Annotated in this window: 15 protein-coding genes; 12 read left to right on the top strand and 3 right to left on the bottom strand. The window is 38.4% G+C overall.

Annotation, left to right across the window (positions count from 1 at the left end; all coding sequences use genetic code 11):
• The 5 genes from ACSAMO_RS02620 to ACSAMO_RS02600 all read left to right on the top strand — a co-directional run bounded on the left by ACSAMO_RS02620 (nucleotide 1) and on the right by ACSAMO_RS02600 (nucleotide 4,931).
• Nucleotides 1-1,011, top strand: a complete 1,011-nt coding sequence (locus tag ACSAMO_RS02620) for a glycosyltransferase family 2 protein (RefSeq protein ID WP_412615639.1) — start codon at nucleotides 1-3, stop codon at nucleotides 1,009-1,011.
• A gap of 89 nt (nucleotides 1,012-1,100) precedes the next feature.
• Nucleotides 1,101-1,922, top strand: coding sequence for a GDSL-type esterase/lipase family protein (locus tag ACSAMO_RS02615; RefSeq protein ID WP_499209779.1), 822 nt, complete (start codon nucleotides 1,101-1,103; stop codon nucleotides 1,920-1,922).
• A gap of 22 nt (nucleotides 1,923-1,944) precedes the next feature.
• Nucleotides 1,945-2,391: a DUF4358 domain-containing protein gene (locus ACSAMO_RS02610; protein ID WP_117967611.1), complete on the top strand. Its 447-nt coding sequence runs from the start codon at nucleotides 1,945-1,947 to the stop codon at nucleotides 2,389-2,391.
• An 18-nt stretch (nucleotides 2,392-2,409) separates the two neighbouring features.
• Nucleotides 2,410-3,804 (top strand): MBOAT family O-acyltransferase, encoded by a 1,395-nt coding sequence (locus ACSAMO_RS02605; RefSeq protein WP_499209778.1) that lies wholly within the window; start codon nucleotides 2,410-2,412, stop codon nucleotides 3,802-3,804.
• 11 nt (nucleotides 3,805-3,815) lie between these two features.
• The gene (locus ACSAMO_RS02600; protein ID WP_412294134.1) at nucleotides 3,816-4,931 is read left to right on the top strand and encodes a DHHW family protein; all 1,116 of its coding nucleotides are present in this window, start codon (nucleotides 3,816-3,818) and stop codon (nucleotides 4,929-4,931) included.
• 50 nt (nucleotides 4,932-4,981) lie between these two features.
• On the opposite strand, the gene carB is transcribed toward ACSAMO_RS02600, so the two are convergent.
• Both carB and carA read right to left on the bottom strand, forming a co-directional pair.
• The gene (gene carB, locus ACSAMO_RS02595) at nucleotides 4,982-8,194 is read right to left on the bottom strand and encodes a carbamoyl-phosphate synthase large subunit (protein WP_499209777.1); all 3,213 of its coding nucleotides are present in this window, start codon (nucleotides 8,192-8,194) and stop codon (nucleotides 4,982-4,984) included.
• A 1-nt stretch (nucleotide 8,195) separates the two neighbouring features.
• Complete coding sequence (carA, locus tag ACSAMO_RS02590) at nucleotides 8,196-9,248, bottom strand: glutamine-hydrolyzing carbamoyl-phosphate synthase small subunit (protein ID WP_337600270.1); 1,053 nt, start codon at nucleotides 9,246-9,248, stop codon at nucleotides 8,196-8,198.
• Nucleotides 9,249-9,810: 562 nt separating this feature from the next.
• Between carA and ACSAMO_RS02585 the strand changes: the two genes are divergently transcribed.
• The 5 genes from ACSAMO_RS02585 to recQ all read left to right on the top strand — a co-directional run bounded on the left by ACSAMO_RS02585 (nucleotide 9,811) and on the right by recQ (nucleotide 15,359).
• Nucleotides 9,811-10,161, top strand: coding sequence for a P-II family nitrogen regulator (locus ACSAMO_RS02585; RefSeq protein ID WP_022230787.1), 351 nt, complete (start codon nucleotides 9,811-9,813; stop codon nucleotides 10,159-10,161).
• Nucleotides 10,162-10,193: 32 nt separating this feature from the next.
• Nucleotides 10,194-11,477 (top strand): ammonium transporter, encoded by a 1,284-nt coding sequence (locus ACSAMO_RS02580; RefSeq protein WP_499209776.1) that lies wholly within the window; start codon nucleotides 10,194-10,196, stop codon nucleotides 11,475-11,477.
• 324 nt (nucleotides 11,478-11,801) lie between these two features.
• On the top strand, nucleotides 11,802-12,152 hold the full coding sequence (locus tag ACSAMO_RS02575; RefSeq protein WP_022230789.1) for a P-II family nitrogen regulator: 351 nt from the start codon (nucleotides 11,802-11,804) through the stop codon (nucleotides 12,150-12,152).
• A 13-nt stretch (nucleotides 12,153-12,165) separates the two neighbouring features.
• Complete coding sequence (locus ACSAMO_RS02570; RefSeq protein ID WP_022230790.1) at nucleotides 12,166-13,398, top strand: ammonium transporter; 1,233 nt, start codon at nucleotides 12,166-12,168, stop codon at nucleotides 13,396-13,398.
• Nucleotides 13,399-13,535: 137 nt separating this feature from the next.
• Nucleotides 13,536-15,359, top strand: a complete 1,824-nt coding sequence (gene recQ, locus ACSAMO_RS02565; RefSeq protein WP_499209775.1) for a DNA helicase RecQ — start codon at nucleotides 13,536-13,538, stop codon at nucleotides 15,357-15,359.
• A 7-nt stretch (nucleotides 15,360-15,366) separates the two neighbouring features.
• On the opposite strand, the gene ACSAMO_RS02560 is transcribed toward recQ, so the two are convergent.
• Entirely contained in the window at nucleotides 15,367-17,112 is a 1,746-nt protein-coding gene (locus ACSAMO_RS02560; protein ID WP_499209774.1) for an Rqc2 family fibronectin-binding protein, read from the bottom strand.
• A 138-nt stretch (nucleotides 17,113-17,250) separates the two neighbouring features.
• On the opposite strand from ACSAMO_RS02560, the gene ACSAMO_RS02555 reads away from it, so the two are divergent.
• Both ACSAMO_RS02555 and ACSAMO_RS02550 read left to right on the top strand, forming a co-directional pair.
• A complete protein-coding gene (locus ACSAMO_RS02555) occupies nucleotides 17,251-18,636 on the top strand; it encodes a copper amine oxidase N-terminal domain-containing protein (RefSeq protein ID WP_499209773.1) in 1,386 nt (461 codons plus the stop codon).
• Between the two features lie 202 nt (nucleotides 18,637-18,838).
• Entirely contained in the window at nucleotides 18,839-19,717 is an 879-nt protein-coding gene (locus tag ACSAMO_RS02550) for a YicC/YloC family endoribonuclease (protein WP_337599460.1), read from the top strand.
• Nucleotides 19,718-19,726: the final 9 nt, after the last annotated feature.

The following is a 19,726-nucleotide window of genomic DNA, read 5'->3' as shown; positions in this document are numbered from 1 at the left end:
ATGAAAAAAGTAAGTATCATAATTCCCGTATACAATATGGAAGATTGGGTTGAAAGCGGAATTAAGTGTATAACGGAACAGACATATGAAAATCTTGAAATTATAATAATTGATGACGGTTCAAAAGACGGAAGTTATATGAAATGCCTTGCCGAGGCGGATAAGGACAGACGTATTGCGGTATTCGGCAAAAACAACGAAGGACCTGGTGCGGCAAGAAATCTTGCACTGAGAAAAGCAACGGGCGATTATATATATTTTTTTGATATAGACGATTATCTTGAAAAAAATGCGATAGAAAAATTTGTCCGGTATATGGAAAATGAAAATACCGACCTTGTTGTATGCAGTTTTTCTATGTTTGACGGTGAAAAGGTTTTTCGTACTGTCAAAAAGGCTGACGGACTTAAACGTACAGGCGGAGATGCACGAAAAGATTATTATGAGCATATGTTTATGTACGGCGAACGCGGTATTCAAGGGGCGGCTTGGTTTAAGCTATACAAGACCGATATAATCAGAAAAAACGGTATTGAGTTTCCTAAGCTCAGAAAAAGCGAGGACGATGTTTTTGTTGCAAGGTATGTAAACTGTATAGACAGTTTTTATATGACAGGCGATGTGCTTTGCAGATACTATGTAAACTCATATAAAAGATTTTGGGATAAGTATCGCTTTGATATTTTTGATACGTCAAGACAGTCTACAATGTACGTTAAGGATATTGTTTTAAGTTGGAACAGAAATAACAAAGATGTTTTGCAGAGAATTTATGACGATTATTTTCATAAAACATTCGGAAGTTTCTGCTTTTTGTTTAATCCGAACTTGAAATTAAACCGCAAGGCAAGGTATGCGAGGTTAAAAGAAATAACGGATATTTTTATGGACGATATATCTTGTGACGGTATAGAAATCAACCATCCGATTTTTAAGTGTATGAAAAAGAAAAATTACAGAGCGATTTATGTAAGAATTGTGCTTCATATTTGGAAACATAAATTCGACTGAATTTGATACAAGCTATTGACTAAAGAATAAAACAGTGGTACTATTTTATAGTGCCACTTTATTGATGTATAAATTAAGGGGAGAGAATTTTGAATCAGAAAGAACGTCTTGAAATGATCAGAAGAAAGCGTTTGCGTGAACAACGCAGACGTAAATTTTTAATTCGCAGAGTGTTTGTATTTGCAGTTGCAATTATAATTGCAGCTCTTGTCATATTCGCAATTAAAGGGTGCGTGTCGTCCGTATCGCAAAGGGCTGAGCAGAAAAGACAGGAGGAGCTTGCGGCTATGTCAATGCAGACGCCGACAACTGCACCGGCACAAAAATCAAATTCATCGGATATTGACCAAAATTATTATCAAAATTCGGCGTTCATCGGTAATTCGTTCGTAGACGGAATGATGAATTACAGCCTTGTAGAAGGTGCGGATTATTTTGCGAGAATCGGTTTGAATGTCAATGACGCAATGACGAAATCCACGTCAACGGGTACAGTGCCTGTTATTGAAGAACTTAACAACGGCAAGAAGTACAATAAAATATTTATGATATTCGGTGAAAACGAACTTGGTTGGGCTAATTCGGATACATTTGTAGAGCAGTACGGTGCACTTATTGACAAAGCAAAGTCATATCAGAGTACGGCAAAAATATATTTGCTTGCGATAACCCCGGTAACCAAAGAGGTATCGGACAATAACGTGGATAATACAAATAACGAGCAGATAGTTAAATACAATGAATTGATAAAGAAACTTGCCGAGAGCAAAGGTGTTGTCTATGCGGACGTATACAGTGCCGTTTTAGGCGAGGACGGCAATTTGCCTGACGGAGTGGCGAGTGACGGTATTCATTTCGGAGAAGATTATTATAAAAAGTGCTTGGTTTATATACAAAATAATATACAATAATTAAAAGAGAGGATATATTGAGATGAAAAAATTAGTTTTGGGTTTGGCGGCAGTTATGATGTGCGTATCGCTTGCAGGCTGCGGAGGTAAGGCTGTTGATATAAATGAGCTTGCGTCGGCATTGTCGAGTGATGGTAAATTTGCGGAACAGCTTACGGAGGTTTCATCGGATATTGCTGAAAAGAGATATATGATTTCAGACGGCGAAGTTGAAGAATGTGTGTCATATACAGGTACACCGGCGGTTGTTGATGAAATTACAATATTTAAAACATCAGATACGGAATCTGTGAAAGAAAAAGCCGAACAACATATTGAAACACAAAAAACAACATACACAAGCTATGCGCCGAATGAAGTGTCAAAGCTTGACGACTGCGTTGTTGAAACTGTCGGCGATTACGTTATCGTATGCGTAAGCGAGGACTCATCAAGCGTACAGAGCATAATTGACCAATATACAAAATAATTTGAAAGGGTGTAGGTAGTGTACTTTTCAAGTTTATTATTTTTGTTCGTGTTTCTGCCGATAGTTTTGGCGGTATACTATATTGTGCCGAGAAAATTCGGAAATGCATTTTTACTCTTGGCCAATCTTGTATTTTACGGTTGGGGAGAGCCTGTTTTTATTTTAATAATGATTGTTTCTGTCGTGTCGAATTATATATTCGGACTGCTGATAGAAAAATACCGTGATAACCAAAAACGTAAAAAAACGTTTTTGGTTTTGTCGCTTGTAATTAGTTTAGGACTTTTGGCGGTGTTTAAATATACGGGATTTGTGACTGATATATTGAGAGCAATTCCACCGTTTAGCTTTATGCCGAAAATCAATTTACCGTTGCCGATAGGAATTTCATTCTATACATTTCAGACGTTATCGTATACGATTGATGTTTACAGAGGGGACACTAAAGCACAAAAAAGCCTTGTGTCTTTCGGAACGTATGTTTCATTTTTCCCACAGCTAATAGCAGGACCGATTGTAAGATATACAGACATTGCGAAAATGCTTGATGAAAGACGTGAAAACATATCGCAGTTTGCCGACGGTATAAAGTTGTTTGCAGTTGGGTTGGCGAAGAAAGTTCTTATCGCAAATCAAATGGGTGTACTTTGGGATACAATCAGAGGAACATCGTCAAACGGCATAGTCGGTGCGTGGATTGGCATAATTTCATACGCGTTTCAGATATATTTTGACTTTTCGGGATATTCCGATATGGCTTGCGGACTGGGTAAAATGTTCGGTTTTGAATTTATGAAAAACTTTAATTATCCGTATGTTTCAAAGACGATAACTGAGTTTTGGCGCAGATGGCATATTTCGCTTAGTTCATGGTTTCGCGACTATGTTTATATTCCGCTCGGCGGCAACAGGTGCAAATTACCGCGTGTGATTTTTAATTTGTTTGCGGTTTGGGCATTGACAGGATTATGGCACGGTGCAAATTTTAATTTTATTGCGTGGGGAATTTATTATTTTGTTATCCTTGTGCTTGAAAAATATGTGTACGGCAAATATCTTGAAAAATTGCCGTCTTTGCTAAAACACATATACGCATTGTTTTTAATACTTCTCGGTTGGACAATTTTCTATTTTGAAGATTTCGGACAATTTGCGACGTATTTGACAAGTATGTTTACGTTGAAAAACGGTATTATCGGCGGTGATACGCTCAGTACAATACTTATGTATTTGCCGATTTTGATTGTGACGGCAATGGCGTCACTTCCGATATGGAAGAACACGTATTTGAAATTAAAGGATAAAAAGTATATGGGCGTGTTGGAAATTGCATTTTGTGCGGTTGTGATTGTGCTTTGTACGGCGTCACTGGTAAATCAAAGCTATAATCCGTTCCTGTATTTCCGTTTCTAAGGGGTGATATAATGGCTAAAAAAAGAGATATATTGCTTACAGTATTGTTTTGCGGATTTATAGGTGCAATGGCGGCGCTTACCGCGTTTTTGCCGAAACAAGAGGTTTCGGTGAACGAAAAACGAACACTTGCAAAATTCCCTGAATTCAGTGTACAAAAATTGTTTAACGGAAAATGGGAAAAGGATTTTGAAACATATATTTCAGACCACTTTCCCGCAAGAAATTTCTTTGCGTCAACCGATTCATATTATATGCTTTATTCGGGACGTAACGGCTCAAATGGGGTATATAAAGGAAAAGACGGGTATATTATTAACACACCTGTAAAGTGTGATGAAGAGAAATTAAATGCAAATATAACGGCGATAAATAATTTCGTGAAAAATACGGGTATCGAAACAAAACTTATTGTTGTACCGTCAACGGGATATATAATGTCGGAAGAACTTCCGAAAGTTCATACCGAATATAATGACGGCGAAATAATCGACGATATAAAAAACAGGGCAGAGAACGCAGAATTTATTGATATACGCGATACTCTGACCGAAAACAAGGACAAGCAGATTTATTATAAAACCGACCACCACTGGACAAGTTACGGTGCGTATTTGGCATATAAAAAGTGGGCGGAAAGTGAAAATATTGAAGTTCGCAGTGATTATGATATTGAAAGTACAGACGGCTTTTTCGGCACGACTTATTCAAAAAGTGCATTGTGGTACGAAAAATCTGACAGTATAGAAACGTGGGAATATCCGATTAATGTTACGGTGACGATTAATGACGGCTTTGAAGATGAGGTTTATGACAGTATGTTTTTTAAAGAACATCTCGAAGAACTTGATAAATACCCGGTGTTCCTTGACGGAAATCATAATTTTGAAAGGATTGTGAATAACGATAATGAGGACGGTAAGAAAGTGCTTGTGATAAAAGACAGCTATGCACATTGTTTCGTGCCGTTTATGGCTGAAAATTGTTCACAGATTGATATGGTGGACTTGAGATATTATCTTAATAATGTATCTGCATTGACGGAGCAGAACAGCTATGACGAGGTGCTTATACTTTACGGAATAAGCAATATGTGTGAAGCAAACGATTTGGCGATACTTCAATAATACAGAGTATTAAAAAAACGGAGATTTTTAAAATCTCCGCTTTTTGTATGTTATTTAATATCCGAAAGTGAAATAACTTCAACAGTATCAGGTGTATAGCGATGTTCCATAACATCAACAAGTGCTTTAACAGTGTCAAGACTTGTCATAATCGAAACGTCACATTCAATAGCTGTACGTCTGATTTTGAATCCGTCTGAATGAATATCATTACCCTTCTTAGGAATGTCGATGATAAGGTCAATCATACCGCTTCTGATAACATCAAGGATATTCGGAACACCCTCTGAAATCTTCTTTGCAACCTGTACCGGAATATCGTTATCTTCAAGCAATTTTGCAGTGCCGGCAGTGGCAATAAACTTGCAGCCAAGTTCGTGGAATTTCTTTGCGATAGGCAAGAAGTTTTCTTTATCCATTTCACGAACCGTAACAAGAATTGTTGAACCTGCCTTTGGAATTGTTGTACCGGCGGCAGTAAATCCTTTGTACATAGCCTCGTGGAAGTTTTGACCTACGCCTAAAACTTCACCTGTCGAACGCATTTCAGGACCAAGACTTACTTCAACCTGCGGTAATTTTTCGGTTGAGAATACAGGAACTTTTATAGCGACTGTATTTGTCTGCGGTGCAATACCTGTTGAATAACCCATTTCTTTAAGCGTTTTGCCAAGCATAATGTTTGTTGCAATATCAATAACAGGTACGTTTGTAACCTTTGTTATATAAGGTACTGTACGGCTTGAACGTGGGTTTACTTCGATAATATAAAGTTCATCTCTGAATTCAATAAACTGAATGTTAATCATACCGATAACCTTTAGTTCAAGTGCAATTCTGTATGTTACGTCAACGATTTTATCAATAATATGCTGAGGTACATTTTGCGGTGGATAAATTGAAATTGAGTCACCACTGTGTACACCGGCTCTTTCAAGGTGTTCCATGATACCCGGAATAAGAACGTCTGTACCGTCACAAATAGCGTCAACTTCAAGTTCACGTCCGCCAAGATAACGGTCGATAAGAACAGGATTTTTTGTATCTTTAATAAATGCATCTGTAAGGTATCTTACAAGGTCGATTTCGTTTCTTGTGATTTCCATACCTTGACCGCCAAGAACGTATGACGGACGTACAAGTAACGGATATTCAAGCTTATTAGCTTCTTCAATACCTTCCTTAACACTCCAAACAGCCTTACCTTTTGGACGCTTTATGTTAAGTTTTTCAAGCATTTCGTCAAACTTTTCTCTGTCCTCGGCCTCGTCAATGTACTTAGGCTGTGTACCAAGTACAGGAACGTGCATACTGTCAAGGAAGTTTGCAAGTTTGATAGCAGTCTGACCGCCGAATTGAAGAATAACACCGTCAGGTTTTTCAAGTTCGATAATGTTGTAAACATCTTCTTCTGTAAGCGGCTCGAAGTATAGTTTGTCTGATGTATCAAAGTCTGTACTTACTGTTTCAGGGTTGTTGTTTATAATAATTGTTTCGATACCTGCTTTTTCAAGAGAAAGAACAGAATGAACACTGCAATAGTCAAATTCGATACCTTGACCGATTCTGATAGGACCCGAACCGATAACGATAACTTTTTTCTTATCAGAAGGGAATGACTCTGTAGTTTCGTCATATGTTGAGTAATAATACGGAGAAACAGCCTCAAATTCACCCGCACAAGTATCAACCATTTTGTAAACAGGGATAATACCCAAAGATTTTCTAAGATTATATACCTCGTCTGCGTCACAACCGATAAGTTCTGAAATGCCCTTATCACTAAAGCCCATTTTCTTATATTTCTTTAGAATGTCATAAGTCAAATCGGCTAATTTATATTTCTTTAATTCTTCTTCTGCGTCTACGATATTTTTAATTTTCTGCAAGAAGAATGGGTCCATACCTGTGATTTCGGCAAGCTTTTCCATATTGTAATTTCTGCGGATAAGCTCTGCAAGGTCGAAAAGTCTTTCGTCATCGGGAACGATAACGCGTTGCTTTAATTCAACGGTGGTACGTTTCTTTGAAGATTTTCTTTCAAGTGTGTATTGTTTTATTTCAAGTGAACGAATACCCTTTAGAAGTGATGATTCAAGAGTATTGCCGATAGCCATAATTTCACCTGTAGCCATCATCTTTGTACCAAGGTTACGCTTTGCACCGAAGAATTTATCAAACGGCCATTTTGGAATTTTTGTTACAACGTAGTCGATAGCAGGTTCAAAGCAAGCGTATGTTTTACCTGTAACGGCATTCTTAATTTCGTCAAGGTTGTAACCAAGTGCAATCTTAGCGGCAATCTTAGCGATAGGGTAGCCTGTTGCCTTTGATGCAAGTGCGGATGAACGGCTCACACGAGGGTTAATTTCGATAACCGCATAGTTAAAGCTTTCCGGATCAAGTGCAAACTGTACGTTACAACCGCCTTTAATTTCGATTGAATTGATAATATCAATAGCCGCTTTACGCAACATTTGATATTCTTTATCAGCCAAAGTAAGTGCAGGAGCGACAACGATTGAGTCACCTGTGTGAACACCGACAGGGTCGATGTTTTCCATTGAACATACCGTGATACAGTTACCTTCACCGTCACGCATAACTTCAAATTCGATTTCTTTCCAACCCTTGATTGACTTTTCAAGAAGAACCTGACCTACTCTTGAAAGGTGCAAACCTTGTGAAAGGATTGTTTCAAGCTGTTCGGGATCTTCAGCAATACCGCCGCCTGTACCGCCAAGTGTGTAAGCGGGACGAACGATGACAGGGTAGCCGATTTTCTTTGCAAATGCAAGACCCGATTCAACATCTGTAACGATTTCAGACGGAGCAATCGGCTGATTTGTGCGTTCCATAAGACGCTTAAAGCTGTCACGGTCCTCACCCTCTTTGATAGACGGAATTGAAGTACCGATAACCTTCATATTATACTTTTCAAAAACGCCCTTGTCGTAAAGCTCACAAGCAAGGTTAAGACCTGTCTGACCGCCCATGCCGGCGATAATTGAGTCCGGACGTTCTTTTTGAATAATCTTTTCTACATATTCTGCGGTAAGCGGCTCAATATAAGTGTTTGTAGCCATACCTCTGTCAGTCATAATTGTAGCCGGGTTTGAGTTTACAAGTACAACGTCAATACCCTCGTCTTTAATTGCCTGACAAGCCTGTGTACCCGAATAGTCAAATTCGGCAGCCTGTCCGATTACGATAGGACCTGAGCCTATAACAAGAACTTTCTTTATACTTTTATCTAAAGGCATATTAGTTTACCCCCTTTAAAAATCTGTCAAATAACCAACCTGTATCAAGCGGTCCCGGTGATGCTTCAGGGTGGAACTGAACGCTTTGGATTGGTAGAGTTTTATGTCTGATACCCTCGCAAGTACCGTCATTTACGTTTACAAATGTTTCTTCAACAGTGTCCGGCAAATCTGCAACTATATAGTTGTGATTTTGACTTGTAATGAAAACATTGCCTGTTGTAAGGTCTTTTACAGGGTGGTTTCCGCCGTGGTGACCGAACTTTAATTTTTTAGTTTCGCAGCCAAGTGCAAGACCTATAATCTGATGTCCCATACAGATACCGCAGATTGGATATTTACCTATTAATTGCTTAACAGTATCAACTGTACCCGGAGCGTCAAGCGGATCGCCGGGACCGTTTGAAAGGAATACAAGGTCCGGATTTGCTTCTTCGATAACCGAAGCGGGAATGTTGGCAGGGAATACTGTAATTTTACAGCCTCTCTTCAATAAATCGCGGATAATACCTTGTTTTGCACCCATATCTATGAAAGCAACGTGCGGTCTGCCTGTTTCATTTAATGTATATACCTGCTCAGCAGTTGTGTCCATAATAACGTGACTGTTGTCAAGAGAGTTCATAAGTACATTGACTTCTTCATCACTCGGCTCGCCCTGCATAATGACACCCTTCATTGTACCTGCTTCACGGATAACTCTTGTAAGTGCTCTTGTATCGATACCCTCAATACCTACAACACCCTGTTGACGAAGAAAATCATCAAGGTTCATTTCATTTCTGAAGTTAGACGGAAAATCGCACTTTTCTCTTACTACAAATGCTTTAAGATTAGTGTGCTTTGCCTCCATATCCTCAAGATTAATTCCGTAGTTACCGATAAGAGGGAAAGTCATAGTGACAATCTGACCTGCAAAAGACGGATCAGTAAGAGTTTCCTGATAGCCTGTCATACCGGTTGTGAAAACTACTTCTCCGACGATGTTTTTCTCAGCGCCGAAAAGCGTTCCCGAAAAACGCATACCGTTTTCCAAAATAAGCTGTGCTTTCATAATTGTTCTCCTTCCATATTAGTGAATTAGGCTATATAGCCCAAAAAAAAAGACAATGAATAAATAACATTGTCAATTGGTTTTTAAAAAAGAAAATAGAAATAAAGGGGAAACAGAATACCCTTTGTCTGCTTTTATTGAGTTGTAATTGCCTACGCAGTACATACTGTTTTATATCTCCTTTATGTCATTTTTATTATTGTACCACGCAATGAGTGGTTTGTCAACATATAGTACGGATTTTGTTGGTTGGTGTCAAGGTTTGTTTATATTTTCTAAATAAATAAGTGCAAAGTAACTTTTATTTTGTAATGTTAGTCAAAATTAAAAAAAGCTATTGACATTTTAAATCCATAGGCGTATAATGCAATTAAAGTTAAAGAGATTGAACACAAGGGCGTGTTCGTAAGATTGAAAAAAGGTCTTACGAATGCGCTTTTTCAGTTCAATTAGGAAAACTTAATATTATACATTATAATTAAGCACAAAGGCGTGTTTATCGAAAGTATCAGAAAACTTCGATAGACACGCTTTTTTGTTTAAAAGAAAGGGGAGTTTAGTCATGGCAGAAATGACAAAAGTCGAAATTATCACCAGACAAAGCAAGCTTGAAGATTTAAAGGCGGCTTTGAATGAAATCGGAATCAACGGTATGACAGTTACCAACGTTCTTGGATATGGTGTACAGAAAGGTCAGAAACATCAGTACAGAGGTGTTGAGTATAACGTTGATTTACTTCCGAAAATTAAGATTGAAATGGTTGTATGTACAGTACCGGTTGAAGATGTTGTAAATACAGCGATTTCGGTTTTAAGAACAGGCGAAATCGGTGACGGTAAGATTTTCATTTCTCCGGTATCACGAGTTATTAAGGTAAGAACCGGTGAAGAAGACAGAGAGGCTTTATTATAGAAAGTTTCATTAAATAGGAGGATTGATTGATTATGAGTACAGAACTATTAACAACAGCAGTAGACTGTTTTTGGTTATTCTTTGGCGGTGTATTGGTGTTCTTTATGCAAACAGGTTTCACAATGGTTGAAGCAGGCTTTACAAGAAGTAAAAACACAGGTAACATTATTATGAAGAACATAGTTGACTTTATGTTCGGTTCAATTATTTATTGGTTTATCGGTTACGGACTTATGTACGGCGAAGGTAACGGATTTATCGGTATTCCGTTCGGAGATATGTTTATGAACGGTATGGCAGGTGCAGAGAATATGGATTATACGGCATTGTTCTTCCAAACAGTATTCTGTGCAACATCTGCAACAATCGTTTCGGGTGCAATGGCTGAAAGAACAAACTTCAAAGCATATTGTATCTACAGTGCGGCTATTTCATTGTTTATTTATCCAATCGCAGGTCACTGGGTATGGGGCGGCGGCTGGTTGTCAGAGTTAGGCTTCCATGACTTTGCAGGTAGTGCAATCGTACATATGCTTGGCGGTACATTATCATTTGTAGGTGCTGCAATTCTTGGTCCGAGAATCGGCAAGTACACAAAAGACGGAAAAGTAAACGTTATTCCGGGTCACAACATTCTTATCGGTGCACTTGGCGTACTTATCCTTTGGGTAGGTTGGTTCGGATTTAACCCTGCATCAACAGGCGGTCTTTCAGAAGGTGGCGTACAAGTAGCCGCTAAGGTATTTATCACAACTAACCTTGCCGCTTGTGCAGCTGCAATCACAACAATGTTCTTTACATGGATTCGTTACGGTAAGCCTGATGTTTCAATGACTCTAAACGGTGTTCTTGGCGGTCTTGTTGCAATCACAGCTCCTTGTGACCTTGTAACTCCGTTTGCGTCAATTATTATCGGTGTTGTCGGTGCAATCTTGATGTGTCTTGCAATTCCGTTTATCGATACAAAGCTAAAGGTTGACGACCCTGTCGGTGCAATCAGTGTTCACGGTATATGCGGTCTTTGGGGTACAATCGCAGTCGGTTTGTTTGCTTCAGATACAAGTGCCGGTGCAGAATTACTTGGTCTGTTCTATGGCGGTGGTCTAAAGGCTTTGGGCGTTCAAGCATTGGGTGCTGTTTCGCTAATTGCATGGGCAGCAATCATTGGTTCAATTCTGTTTGTTGTATTGAAGAAGGCAGGATTGCTTCGTGCTAAGCCACAAGAAGAAATTGAAGGTCTTGACTCAACAGAACATGGTCTTGCATCAGCATACCCTGACTTTGTTGTATCGTATAATGAGAAAAGATCAATGTAATTCAATAAGGTTAATCTCTTTTTCAAAGATTAATATATATACCCCCTCAGCGAGCTAATTTATTAGCTCGCTTTCTCTTTTTAGAAAAATTTCAAAAAAACTGTTGACAACAAAAAGTTAGTGTTGTATAATAATGTTACGGTGATTGAACACAAGGACGTGTTTGTAAGAGAATATTCTTACAAATGCGTCTTTTTTGTTTTTACGGTTCAATCGGAATAAAAAATAATGAGTTAAATTAAACACAAAGGCGTGTTTGACGGATTGATTGCGGTCAATTTGTCAGACGCGCTTTTTATGTTTAAGAGAAAGGGGAGTATAGTCATGGCAGAAATGACAAAAATCGAAATTATCACTAGACAGAGCAAACTTGAGGATTTAAAGACGGCTTTAAACGAAATCGGAATTAACGGAATGACCGTATCCAACGTATTGGGTTACGGTGTGCAAAAGGGACAAAAGCACCGTTACAGAGGTGTTGAGTACAGCGTTGACTTACTTCCGAAGATAAAAATTGAAATGGTTGTATGTACAGTGCCTGTTGATGATGTTGTTAATACGGCAATTTCGGTTTTGAGAACAGGTGAAATCGGTGACGGTAAGATTTTTATTTCACCTGTATCGAGAGTTATAAAAGTAAGAACCGGCGAAGAGGACAGAGAGGCTTTATTATAGGGGGGTATAAAATATGTTAAACAGTGGAGATATAGGATTTATGATAATTGCGGCAACGTATGTGTTTTTGATGACACCGGGATTGGCATTTTTCTATGGCGGTCTTGCACAAAGAAAAAATGTGCTCAATACAATGATGATGTCAGTAGCATTTATGGGACTTTCATCGGTATTGTGGGTACTTTGCGGATATTCGCTTTCATTCAGCGGTGACTTGGGCGGAGTTATAGGAAACTTAAAGTGGTTTGCGTTTAACGGTGTCGGAGCGGAGGCAGGTCCTTACAGTGACAATATCCCTAATATGGGTTTTGCGTTGTTTCAGATGATGTTTGCCATTATAACACCGTCGCTTATTACAGGTGCGGTTGCGGGAAGAATGAAATTTAAAGCAATATTCTTATTTGTATTCTTGTGGCAGTTTGTGGTTTATTATCCGATGGCTCATATGGTTTGGGGCGGCGGATTTCTTGCTCAAATCGGCTCAATCGACTTTGCCGGCGGTAACGTTGTACATATAAGCTCCGGTGTTTCGGGTCTTGTGCTTGCAATATTAATCGGTAAGAGAAAAGGCATTGAGAAAAGAAGTGTCGTACCGCATAATATTCCGTTTGTTGTACTCGGCGCGTCACTTTTGTGGTTTGGTTGGTTCGGATTTAATGCAGGAAGTGCGCTTGCAGCAGACGGTCTTGCACTTCACGCATTTACAACAACTAACACTTCTGCGGCTTGTGCAATGCTTTCATGGATGATTATAGATATAATCAAAGGCGGAAAGCCGACAGTAGTCGGAGCTTGTACAGGCGGTGTTATCGGTTTGGTGGCAATTACACCGGGTGCAGGTTTCGTACCGATATGGGCGTCGTTTATTATCGGTGCACTTGTCAGCCCGATTTGTTACTTTGCATTATCTGTACTAAAACCAAAATTCGGATATGATGACGCACTTGACGCATTCGGCTGTCACGGTATCGGCGGTATATGGGGCGGTATCGCAACAGGCTTGTTTGCACAAACTTCGATTAATCCGGTAGCTAAATGGGACGGTCTTGTTTTCGGTGATTATCATTTGTTCGTGGCACAGGTGCTTAGTATATTGGTAACAATAGCCGTTGCGGTTGTCGGAACATTGATTTGTGTGGGTATTGTAAGATTGTTTACAAAACTTCGTGTTGATGAAAACAGTGAAAATGTCGGTCTTGACGACAGTGAACACGGCGAACGCGCATATTCGGCAATATGGGAGTAAAGCATAGAAAAATGACAAAAGGCAGACAAAATCATTATGGTTTTGTCTGCTATTTTTTTATTTAAAAATATCTCTTGCAATGTATTATCTTTTTCGATAAAATAGTAGTAACATATGTAAACGAAAGAAGTATATTGATGAAAAAGGAAAAAGTTCTTAAAAAATATTTCGGACACAGGAAGTTTCGTGACGGACAGTCTGAGATTATAGATAATATATTAGAAGGAAACGATATTCTCGGAATAATGCCGACAGGTGCGGGAAAATCAATGTGTTACCAAGTACCGGCACTGATGATGGAAGGTATAACGATTGTAATTTCGCCGCTTATATCACTTATGATTGACCAAGTAAATTCACTTGTTCAGTCGGGTGTTGCCGCCGCATACATAAACAGTTCGCTGACTTTGGCACAGCAAAATAAAGTTGTAAGCAATATTTACAAGGGTATGTATAAAATAATATATGTTGCACCCGAAAGACTTGAACTTGAGGGATTTATAAGGGTAGCGCAAACAGTGAAAATCTCTATGATAACCATAGATGAAGCACATTGTGTATCGCAGTGGGGACATGATTTCAGACCGGGATATTTGAAAATAGAAGAATTTATAAAAAAACTTTCATACAGACCGATTATAGCTGCTTTTACCGCAACAGCGACCGACGATGTGAGAGAAGATATAATTCGTATTTTGAAACTAAACAATCCGTATGTTAAGGTTACGGGCTTTAACAGAGAAAATCTGTATTTTGAAGTGCAAAGACCGAAAGATAAATTTACGGCACTTTGTGATATTTTGGACAGTCATAAAAATCAAAGTGCGATAGTGTATTGCTCGACAAGAAAAACGGTTGAGGAAGTGTGTGAAAGACTTAATGACAACGGATATGATGCGACAAGGTATCACGCAGGACTTGACGATGACGAAAGGCAGAAAAATCAAGACGATTTTATATACGACAGATATGAAATAATGGTTGCGACTAACGCATTCGGTATGGGTATAGATAAATCGAACGTTTATCTTGTTGTACATTACAATATGCCGAAAAATATTGAAAGCTATTATCAAGAGGCAGGCAGAGCAGGACGTGACGGCGGTGATGCAGACTGTATTATGCTTTACAGTGCCCGTGATGTCAATACTGCAAGATATTTTATCGAAAATCCGGATGAAAACTCGGAAATATCAGACCAAATGCGTATCAAAATTATGGAGAAAGATTTTGAACGCTTGAAAATGATGACGTTTTATTGTACTACAAGTGAGTGTCTTAGAGCATTTATTCTCGAATATTTCGGCGAAAATCCGCCGCTTAACTGTGACAACTGCGGAAATTGCAATACTAATTTTGAAACAACGGATATAACCGTTGACGCACAAAAAATAGTGTCATGTGTATACAGAATACGAAAAAAGGGGAGAAGTTGCGGTAAGACGCTTTTGGCGGAGGTGCTTTACGGAAGTAAGCTCGACAAAATAAAAAGACTTGACCTTGATACTATTTCTACATACGGAATTATGAGCGATATGTCGCTTAAAAGGATAAGATATATCATTGATTATTTAATTCAAGAGGGTTATCTTGAAGTTGACGAAATGAATTACAGGACAGTACAACCCACACCAAAAACAAAGGAAATATTAAACGGTAAAGAACTTTCGATGAAATTGATTAAGGAAGTTTCTTATATTCATAAGAAGGATACCGTTTTGACATCTGAAGAAGACAGACTGTTTGAAAGACTAAAAAAACTTCGTAACAGACGTGCCGTTATGGCAAGTGTTCCTGCGTATGTTATATTTCAAGATTCTACACTTCGTGAAATGTGCCGTAAACGTCCTGTTACGGATAGCGAATTTTTGAATATTTCCGGTGTCGGCGAAATGAAAAAACGTAAATACGGTAAAGAATTTATGAAAGAAATACAAAAGTTTATAAAAGAGAACGAGTAGTCATTGACTACTCGTTCTTTAATTCTTTCGGTGTAACATATATTGTGTTGTAATAATCGTATATCACCATACCGGGTTTTGCACCGTTTGGTTTTTTGACATTTTTAATCTGCGTAAAGTCAACGGGAACTTGTGACGAATCACGACCTTTTGAATAGTATGCCGCAAGTTCGGCAGCCTCCGTGATTGTCGTTTTCGGAACGTCTTTATCAAGTCCGAGTTTTATGATTGTATGCGAGCCGTGAATATTTTTGGTATGAAACCACAAATCAGACGAATTTGCAAATTTTAATGTAAGGTAATCGTTTTGGGTATTATTCTTGCCCACATAAATATCGAAACCGTCGGAACTTACAAAGTGCATAGGTTTTGACGCATTTTGTTTTTGTTTTTTTGGATTGAACTTTCTGTTTAAATAGCCTTCGGCAATCAGTTCCGCGCGGATTGCGTTTAAGTCTGATTCCGTATCCGATGTTTCGATAGCGGCAAGCGTGCTTTCAAGATATTCAAGGTCATTTTTGGCGTTTTCAATTTGCTTTGCCGCCTCAATTTCGGCATTTTTCGCCTTGTTATATCGTTTGTAATACTTCTGTGCATTCTGTGACGGTGAAAGCTGCGGCGAAAGCGGGATTTTTACGGTAGGCGAATCCTCTTTGTAGTAATCTATAACTTCAACGCTCGACTGACCGTTTTTTATATTATAAAGATTTGCCATAAGCAAGTCACCGTATATTTTATATTTATCTTTATTCTCCGAATCGGCAAGCGTTTTATTTAAAATGCCGAGCTTTTTTGAAACACGTTCTATATTATTGTTAAGAAGTTTCACAAGGTCGGCACTTTTTTGACGCATTCTCTCGTGCATATCGCGTGTTCTGTAAAATGTGTCAAGCAGTACGCTTATGTCGTCAAATTCTTTAATTTCCGCAAGTGATTCGTACTGCGTTATAGGCGTGGCGCTGAATTCCATTAACTTGCCCGAGGCGGAATTTATAATCATACAAGGGCTGAAATTGTTTTGCTGAACGTCTTTGGCAAGTTTAACCGTTTCGTATAAAAGTTTATTTCTGCCGTTATCCGTAAGTTCGGAACACTTCACGTCTGTGCGACCGAACGCACGATATACAATTTCTCTTGATGTAAGCGGGCTGATACCTGCTATTGCGGAAAGAATGGCTTTATCGGCGGTCTGTATCGGTGACGAAAAATCTATGTTTGCTGTTTCGTTTATTTCCGTAAGGTCGGTTTTATCCTGGACAGGCGGTGAAACATAGTCAAGTCCGGGAAGCAGCTGACGTACCGAACTTACCGTAAAATCAATGTGTTTGATACAGTCAAGAATACGCATATCTTGATTGGTAAGAATAATATTTGAATGTCTGCCCATAATTTCGGCTATAAGATATTTTGTCGTAAGGTCGCCGAGTTCGTCATAACTTTCTATCGAAAATTTTATAATACGTTCAAAGCCAATCTGTTCAATATCCGTAATTTTACCGCTGCCGATATGCTTTCTCAAAAGCATACAGAACATAGGCGCACTGATAGGATTTTTCTTTGAAACGTTTGTGAAATGAACACGCGGATGTGCAGGACTTGCGGAAAGCACAAGTTTAAAATTATCCGTCATTGTTCTTAGATTTATTGTAATTTCGTCTTTTTCGGGCTGATGTATTTTATCTATACGGCTGTTTATAAGCTTGTCTTTAAGGTCTTTGACAAGACAACGAACCGCTACTGCGTCAAATGCCATAATGTCCTCCTGTGTAAATGTATTATTTTTTATTATACCATATTTATATAAAAAAACAATAAAAATATTGCTAAAACGATTTTGCTGTGGTATAATAACATCAAAGCAATGCTTTATACGAAAGTGAGGAAAAATAATATGAAGAAAATTATTGCGGCGGCAGTTGTGGCGTCAATGGTTGTACCGTGTTTTTCGGTAAGTGCGGCGGAAAGAGTAAAAGAAGTTTCGAGCGTGTACGGTGATAAATCGGAAATACATATTGTATATAATGATAAGGTTGTAAAATATGATGACGTTAAGCCTGTAAATACTGACGGCAGAGTTATGATACCATTCAGAGCGGCACTTGAAAATATGGGCGCAAGCGTTGATTATGATGATTCGAGCAGACTTGTAACGGCTAAAAAGGGTGACACAACAATTAAGTTTACACTTATGGACGATACAATATATGTAGACAATAACGGAAGTGAATCAACTGTTCAAATGGATACGCCTATGATTATTGTTGATGACAGAACTCTTGTTCCTATTCGTTTTATGAGTAACGCATTCGGTATGCAAGTAGGCTGGGACGGAGATACGGAAACAGTTGTAATCCTTGATGCTGATGATTATTTTAACGAATTTGAAAACTCGGCACCGAATATGTCAAAACTTTTAAATCAGGAAACACCGAAATATAATAAGGAATATACTGCATTTGATGTGAGTTTTGATTTGAATAACGGCAACAGTAAATACAGTGTTGCGGCAAACGGAAGTATTGACGGCAAAAATAAAGATAATGTTGCGGGTGCAGAGGTGAAGTTTAACGGCTCATTGAATGAAAGCAGTGTAAATGACGCAACACTTAACGCAGTAGTAGCGGATGATAAGGTTTACTTTAAAACAGATGTTATAGAAAAACTTGCTCAAAGCTCGGACAATGCAAAAATCAAGGCATTGGCACTTATCGTGAAGAGTGATGTATGGTACAGTGTTGATTTAAACAAAGCCTTGACTTCTCTTGGCGTACCGACTGCCACAATAAATATAGTGGACAGTGCTGTCAGCGGAAATACTGCAAAGGCTATGGACACATTAAAGAGTGCTTATCAGACAGAGGGTGATACTGATATTGATACTATTATTTCGTTGGCATCAATGTTTGATATGTATGAACAGATGGATAAATATATAACGGTTACAGAAACTGAAAACGGCGGTTACAGCCTAAAAATGAATATCAAATCAGAAGATATGCTTAACATTTTGAAAAATATAAGCAATATATCGGACAGTGACTATAATCAATTAAAAAATGATTTTAAGTTCAACATTTCCGCAAACAGCAAAACGGATGCAACAAAATCAACAAGTGACGCAAATATAGAAGTCGGATATGCTGATGATATGTCACTTAAAATGACAGTATCGTCAAATGCGGAAAAGGACGATACAATAGTGACACCTGAAATTCCGACAGGTGCGGCTGATATAACTGATTTATTTGTAAGTGCGATAAAAACAAAAAATAATTAAGTCGGTAAACAGACGAGCTGAATTTACAGTTCGTCTGTTTTTTTGTCGAAATAACAAACTTGACGGATACATTTCTGTTATTTTTGTAATGAATTTTTCAAAAAAATTTAAAATAAGACTGTTCAAATACAAGAACTTGTGGTATAATAAAAAAATAATGGGTTAATATGCCTATATAATATATTAGACGGGAGAACGTGCTATGCTGAAAAGTATGACCGGATACGGCAGACGAGAGGCCGTAACAGAAGGAAAAAAGATACTTGTGGAGATAAAATCGGTAAATCACAGATATTCGGATTACAATATAAAAGTGCAAAGACATCTTGGCTTTTTGGAAGATAAAATCAGAAAGTATGTATCGTCAAGTATAACTCGCGGTAAGGTTGATATATACCTTAATGTAGAAAACTACGAAACTGCCGACAAGCAGATTACATTAAATAAGGAAATCGCAAAAAATTACATAGATGTTTTATACCAACTTAGAGATGAATTTGGATTAAAGGACGATATAACAGTATCAAACGTTGCGTCAAATCCGGACATTTTCTCAACCGAAAGAGTTGAAGAAGATGAGGAGGCTCTGTGGAATACGGTTAAAACCGTTCTTGACGGCGCACTTAGCGACTTTATCGCAATGCGTGAGCGTGAGGGTGAGAGAATACAAAAGGACTTGTGCGAGAGAATTGACTATATGCGTACACTTGTCAAGGAAGTGGACGAGCGTTCACCGCAGACTGTTAAGGAATACAGTGACAAACTTTATGACAAGATTAAAGAAGTTCTTGACGGTAAAGAAATAGACGAAGCAAGAATACTTACCGAAGTTGCAATTTATGCCGATAAAGTGGCAGTAAATGAGGAAACAGTAAGACTTGGCAGTCACTTTGAAGAATTTGACACTATAATAAACAGCGGTTCGCCGGCAGGAAGAAAGCTTGATTTCTTAATTCAGGAAATTAACCGTGAAGTAAATACAATCGGTTCAAAGGCAAGTGATATTGAAATCGCCAAAACCGTTGTAACGCTAAAGGGTGAAATTGAAAAATTAAGAGAGCAAATTCAAAATATTGAATAACAGGTGATA

The sequence above is a fragment of the Ructibacterium sp. SJQ-7 genome (assembly GCF_054696575.1).
This window is presented reverse-complemented; position numbering and strand designations above follow the sequence as displayed.